Consider the following 6,075-nt stretch of genomic DNA (forward strand, 5'->3'; position numbering starts at 1 on the left):
CTTCCGCGACCAGGACATCTCGCGTGCCGCGCACGTGGCCTTTGCGCGCCGCTTCGGCGAGCTGGAGGACCACCCGGTGGCTGGCAGCGACCCCGAGCACCCGGGCCTGGTGCGCATCTACAAGTCGCCCGACACGCCCAACGACCGTTATGAAAACGCGTGGCACAGCGACGGCAGCTGGCGCGAGGTGCCGCCCTTCGGCAGCGTGCTGCGCTGCGTGGAATGCCCGCCGGTGGGCGGCGACACGATGTGGGCCAACATGGTGCTGGCCTACGAGAAGCTGCCCGCCGAGGTCAAGGCCCGGATCGCCGGCCTGCGCGCGCGCCACAGCATCGAGGCGAGCTTCGGTGCGGCCATGCCCACCGAGAAGCGCCTGGGCCTGCACGCGCAGTTCCCCGATGCCGAGCACCCGGTGGTGCGCACACACCCCGAGACCGGCGAGAAGGTGCTGTTCGTCAACGCCTTCACGACGCACTTCACCAACTTCCACACGGCAGAGAACGTCCGCTACGGCCAGGACTACACGCACGGCGGCTCGGACCTGCTGCGCTACCTGATCAGCCAGGCCATGGTCCCCGAGTACCAGGTGCGCTTCCGCTGGAAGCCCAACTCGGTCGCCTTCTGGGACAACCGCAGCACCCAGCACTACGCGGTGATGGACTACCCGCCGTGCCATCGCAAGATGGAACGCGCCGGCATCGTCGGCGAAGCCACCTACTGACCCCCTGCCATCCACGCCATCGGCCGAGACCCTTCGGCCGCGAAGAAGCTCGCCCATGCGCAACCTGACCATCAAGACACGCCTGCTCGCCCTGGTGGCGCTGCTGTCGGGGATGCTGATCCTCGCCGTCTACGCCAACCTGCTGCGGCAGCGCCAGTCGAGCGAGAGCATGCATGCGCTCTACACCGACCGCATCATGGCCTTGCGCCACCTGAAGACCGTCTCCGACGGCTATGGCGATGCGCTCGGCGAAGCGGCGCGCAAGGCTGTCAACGGGGCGCTCGACGCCGGGCCGGCGCTGAAGCTGTTCGACGAGGCGCGCGCGGCAGCCGACGCGGACTGGCGCCGCTACGCCGACGCGCTGCCGCCCGGCGACGAACGCGAGCTGGCCACGCAGGTCGAGGCCACGATGAAGGCCGCCGCGCCTGCGCTCACCGAGGTCCGCGAGGCCTTGCAAGGCGAACGCCTGGTGGCGCTGCGCGACCTGGTCGACATGAAGCTCGAAGGCGCGGTGCGGCCGATCACCTCGCACATCGACAAGCTGATCGTGATGCAGCTCGACGACGCCGAGCGGCGCGACAACGCCGAACGCCAGGCTTACGAAGCGGCCCGCGTGCGCAACGTCATCATCACCGCCGCGGTGCTCGCCCTCGTGGGCTGGCTGGTGTTCAACCTGCTGCGCTCCATCGTCGTGCCGCTGCGCGAGGCGGTGTCGCTCGCCGAGGCCGTGGCCGCCGGCGACCTGAGCCGCCACGTCGACACACGCGGCCGCGACGAGAGCGCCCAGTTGCTGCAGGCCCTGCAACGCATGAGCACCGGCCTGCGCGGCATCGTGACGCAGGTGCGTGACGGCAGCGAAAGCATCGCGACCGGCAGCACCGAAATCGCCACCGGCAACGCCGACCTGAGCCAGCGCACGGAACAGCAGGCCGCCAACCTCGAAGAGACAGCGGCCTCGATGGAAGAACTCAACGCCACCGTGCGCCACACCGCCGACACCGCGGCCGAGGCGGCGCGCCTGGCGCACAGGGCGGCCGCTGCGGCCGAGCAGGGCGGCACCGACGTGGCCCGCATGGTGAAGACCATGGCGCAGATCGCCGAGTCCAGCACCCGCATCGCCGAGATCATCGGCGTGATCGACGGCATCGCCTTCCAGACCAACATCCTCGCCTTGAACGCCGGCGTGGAAGCGGCACGGGCCGGCGAGCAAGGCAGCGGCTTCGCCGTGGTGGCCGCCGAGGTGCGCGTGCTGGCCCAGCGCTCGGCCGCGGCCGCCAAGGACATCAAGTCGCTCATCGGCGTGAGCAGCAGCACCATCGAAGACGGCAGCCGGATCGCCGCCGAAGCGGGCCGCACCATGTCGCGCGTGGTCGACGAGGCGCGGCGTGTGAGCACACTCATCACCGAGATCAGCAGCTCCAGCAGCGAACAGGCCCGCGGCATCGACCAGGTGGGCGAAGCCGTGGCCCAGCTCGACCAGGTGACGCAACAGAACGCCGCGCTCGTGGAGCAGAGCGCTGCCGCCACCGAGAGCCTGAAGCAGCAGGCCGCGCGGCTCAACGAAGCGGTTGCGCAATTCCGCACAGAGGCGGCATGAGCCGCCGCATGGCCCGTCAAGCCCGGACTCGGTGATTTCCACCCCCTCACTCCCCCCAGCCAAGAGGGGGGGTTGGGGGTGCCGCGGCCAACAAAATTTTCTCCGTGACCCTGCCCCACCCGTGCCCGACGAGGCCCGGCCCAAGCCATCCACCCGTGGAGACAACTTGAACTTGAACCCCACCCCGAGCGCGCGCCTGCCCCAGCTGACCCGCACCGCAGCCGCCGTCCTGACCCTTCTTGCCGCCGGCAGCGCCGCTGCGTTCGACATCGACACCGGCGACTCCGACCTGGTGGTCCGTTTCGACAACACCGTGCGGCTGAACTACGGCGTGCGCGTTGAGAGCCGCGACGACAAGATCGGCAACTCGCCGATCGCCGACGAAGGCACCTACAGCTTTGACCGCGGCGATGCCGTGGCCAAGCGCATCGACCTGCTGTCCGAGCTGGACATCATTTACCAGAAGCGCTTCGGTGCCCGCCTGAGCGGCGCCGCCTGGTACGACGGTGCCTACTCCGCCACCAGCCGCTCGAACCCGAGCGCCTCGCCGGCCTACACGCCGAGCTACACCAACCACCAGTACAGCGACTACACCAAGCGCTACTACCGCGGCGGCTCGGGCGAGATCATGGACGCCTTCGTGTTCGGCGGCGTCGACCTGGGCGACGTGCCGGTGCAGGCCAAGCTCGGCCGCCACACGGTCACCTGGGGCGAGTCGCTGCTGCTCGGCGGCAACCTGCACAGCGTGGCCTACGCGCAGAACCCGCTCGACCTGCAGAAGGGCTTCGCCACCCCCGGCACCGAAGCCAAGGAACTGTTCCGCCCGCTCAACCAGCTGTCGCTGCAAGCCCAGCTGACCGACACGCTGTCGGTGGCCGCGCAGTACATGCTGGAGTGGGAGTCGTTCCGCTTCCCCGAAGGCGGCACCTACCTCGGCCCGGTCGACTTCGCCTTCAACGGCCCGAACGGCCAGATCCTGGGTTCGCCCCCGCTCGGCTTCGTTCGCCGCGGTGACGCGTCCGAGCCCTCGCAGCATGGCGAGTACGGCCTGTCCCTGCGCTGGACGCCGTCGGAACTCGACGCGACGCTGGGCGCGTACTACCGCAACTACGCCGACAAGCTGCCGCAGGTGTTCATCACGCGCGCCGTGCCCGGCAGCTCCACCTACAACATGATCTATGCGGACCGCATCGACCTGTTCGGCTTCAGCGTGGCCAAGAACATCGGCGGCGTGAGCGTCGGCTCGGAGATCTCGTACCGCCGCAACACGCCGCTGAACAGCCAGGTGCTGGGCGCCGCGATCGGCCTGCCCGAAGAGGGCGAGACCAAGGGCCCGCGCGGCGACACCTGGCACGCGCTGCTCAACGGCCTGGGCGTGATCCCGCAGACGCCGCTGTTCGACAGCGCCACCTGGGCGGCCGAACTGACCTACTCGCGCTGGAACAACGTGCGCAGCGGCGGCAACCTGTTCAACGCCTACGGCTTCGGGCAATGCGCCGCGCTCGGCCGCGACAAGTGGGACGGCTGCGCCACCAAGCAATACGCCGGCATCGGCCTGGGCTTCACGCCCAACTGGTACCAGGTGTTCCCGGGCGTCGACCTGTCGGCCCCGATCACCTACGCCGTGGGCCTGCGGGGCAACGCCGCCACCACCTTCGGCGGCAACCAGGGCACCGGCAACTACAGCATCGGCCTGGGCGCGGACGTCTACCAGCAGTACCGCTTCGACCTGAAGTACATCGACTTCCTCGGCAAGTACCGCGACAACGGCACGGCCGTGACCACGCAGAACGGCTTCAACTCGCTGCTCACCGACCGCGGCTTCGTCAGCCTCACCCTCAAGACGACGTTCTGAAGGAGACCCTCTTGAACACCTCACGCAATCTGATCGCCGCGCTGGTGACCTTGTCGGCATCTCTGTCGGCACCTTTGTCGGCCCAGGCCGGCATCACCGCCGAAGAGGCCAAGGCCCTCGGCAGCACGCTCACCCCGGTGGGCGCCGAGAAGGCCGCCAGCAAGGACGGCACCATCCCCGCCTACACCGGCGGCCTGACCACCCCGCCGGCCGGCTTCAAGGCCGGGGCCGGCATCCGCCCCGACCCCTACGCCGGCGAGAAGCCGCGCGTCTCCATCGACGCCAAGAACATGGCGCAGCACGCCGCCCAGCTGACCGAGGGCACCAAGGCGCTGATGCAGAAGTACCCGAGCTACCGCGTCGACGTGTACCCCACGCACCGCACGGTGGCCTTCCCCAAGTACGTCACCGACAACACCGCCAAGAACGCGGTCACCGCCAAGACGACCAACGAAGGCCGCTCGATCGAAGGCGCGCACGCCGGCTTCCCCTTCCCCGTGCCCAAGACCGGCTACGAAGCCATGTGGAACCACCTGGTGCGCTTCAACGGCCAGGCCTATGAAGCGAAGTACCGCAACCTGAGCGTGGACGCGAGCGGCCGTGCGACGCTCGCCACCGAAGGCGTGAGCGTGCAGGAGTTCCCGTTCTGGGACCCGAGCAAGACCTCGGCCGACACCTACTGGCGCATCAAGCTCACCTACACCGGCCCGGCCCGCCGTGCCGGCGAGGCGCTGATGATCGTCGACCCGCTGGACACCGGCACCAAGGAGCGCCGTGCCTGGACCTACCTGCCCGGCCAGCGCCGCGTGAAGCTCGCTCCCGACCTGAGCCACGACACGCCCAACCCGGGCACCGCCGGCGCCACGACCTTCGACGACACCTTCGTCTTCAACGGCTCGATGGACCGCTTCGACTTCAAGCTCGTGGGCAAGAAGGAGATGCTCGTTCCCTACAACGCCTATGCGGCCGTCTACGGCGCCAAGCAGGACGACCTGCTCAAGCCCAAGCACCTGAACCCCGACCTCGTGCGCTGGGAACTGCACCGCGTGTGGGTGGTGGAGGCCGTGCTGCGCGAAGGCAAGCGCCACGTCTACAGCAAGCGCACCTTCTACCTGGACGAAGACTCCTGGGCGGCCCTGGCCTCCGACGAGTACGACGCGCGCGGCCAGCTCTACCGCACCGGCTTCGCCTACATGGCGCCGAGCTACGACCTGCCGGCCCCGTACACCGACATGTTCGGCCACTACGACCTGGTCTCCGGCCTGTACTCGGTCACCGGCTTCATCGCCGAGACCGGTGGCCTGCGCCACACCAAGCCGCTGAGCGAGCGCGAGTGGACCGCCGACTCGCTGGCCGGCGCCGGCGTGCGCTGAGCGGCAAGAAGGAGACCCGCATGCGTCGCCTGACACCGCTGGTTCTGGGTGTGCTGCTGGGCGGCGCAGCCCTCGCAGCCCCGCCCAGCTTCGTCGACCCGCTGGACCAGCCCGCGCTGGCCAGCGGCCTCGCCGCCAAGGGCCCGATGGGCGCCCTCTCGATGGCGGGCGACCGCCTGGTGGCCGCCGGTGCGCGCGGCCACGTGCTGTTCTCGGGCGACGCGGGCCAGACCTGGTCGCAGGCCAAGGTGCCCGTCAGCTCCGACCTGGTGGCCGTGACCTTCGCCGACGCCCAGCACGGCTGGGCCGTCGGCCATGACAGCGTGATCATCGCCACCACCGATGGGGGCAAGACCTGGGTGCGCCAGCTCGACGGCCGCCAGTCCGCAGACCCAAAGCAAGGCGACCGCGGCGCCGAGAACCCGCTGCTCGACGTGTGGTTCGCCGACGCCCGTCAGGGCTGGGCGGTCGGCGCCTTCGGGCAGATCCGCCACACGCAGGACGGCGGCGCCACCTGGAGCGAGCTGCC

5 protein-coding genes are annotated in these 6,075 nt (G+C 69.6%); all 5 read left to right on the forward strand.

Going from position 1 to position 6,075, the window contains the following annotated elements:
- A partial coding sequence (locus VFL64_RS11490; protein WP_489540513.1) for a TauD/TfdA dioxygenase family protein occupies nucleotides 1-721 on the forward strand: 721 nt, incomplete at its 5' end.
- Nucleotides 722-776: 55 nt separating this feature from the next.
- Nucleotides 777-2,318, forward strand: a complete 1,542-nt coding sequence (locus tag VFL64_RS11495; RefSeq protein WP_489540514.1) for a methyl-accepting chemotaxis protein — start codon at nucleotides 777-779, stop codon at nucleotides 2,316-2,318.
- 166 nt (nucleotides 2,319-2,484) lie between these two features.
- The gene (locus tag VFL64_RS11500) at nucleotides 2,485-4,173 is read left to right on the forward strand and encodes a DUF1302 domain-containing protein (RefSeq protein ID WP_489540515.1); all 1,689 of its coding nucleotides are present in this window, start codon (nucleotides 2,485-2,487) and stop codon (nucleotides 4,171-4,173) included.
- An 11-nt stretch (nucleotides 4,174-4,184) separates the two neighbouring features.
- The gene (locus VFL64_RS11505) at nucleotides 4,185-5,546 is read left to right on the forward strand and encodes a DUF1329 domain-containing protein (protein ID WP_489540516.1); all 1,362 of its coding nucleotides are present in this window, start codon (nucleotides 4,185-4,187) and stop codon (nucleotides 5,544-5,546) included.
- 20 nt (nucleotides 5,547-5,566) lie between these two features.
- Nucleotides 5,567-6,075: WD40/YVTN/BNR-like repeat-containing protein (locus VFL64_RS11510; RefSeq protein WP_489540517.1), on the forward strand; the 509-nt coding region annotated here is incomplete at its 3' end.

Origin of the sequence: Rhizobacter sp., assembly GCF_035702065.1 — a bacterium.
Taxonomy (GTDB): domain Bacteria; phylum Pseudomonadota; class Gammaproteobacteria; order Burkholderiales; family Burkholderiaceae_C; genus Rhizobacter.

Coding starts and splice junctions, on each gene's coding strand:
- VFL64_RS11495 (WP_489540514.1), top strand. CDS start 777: ATGCGCAACCTGACCATCAAGACACGCCTGCTCGCCCTGGTGGCGCTG.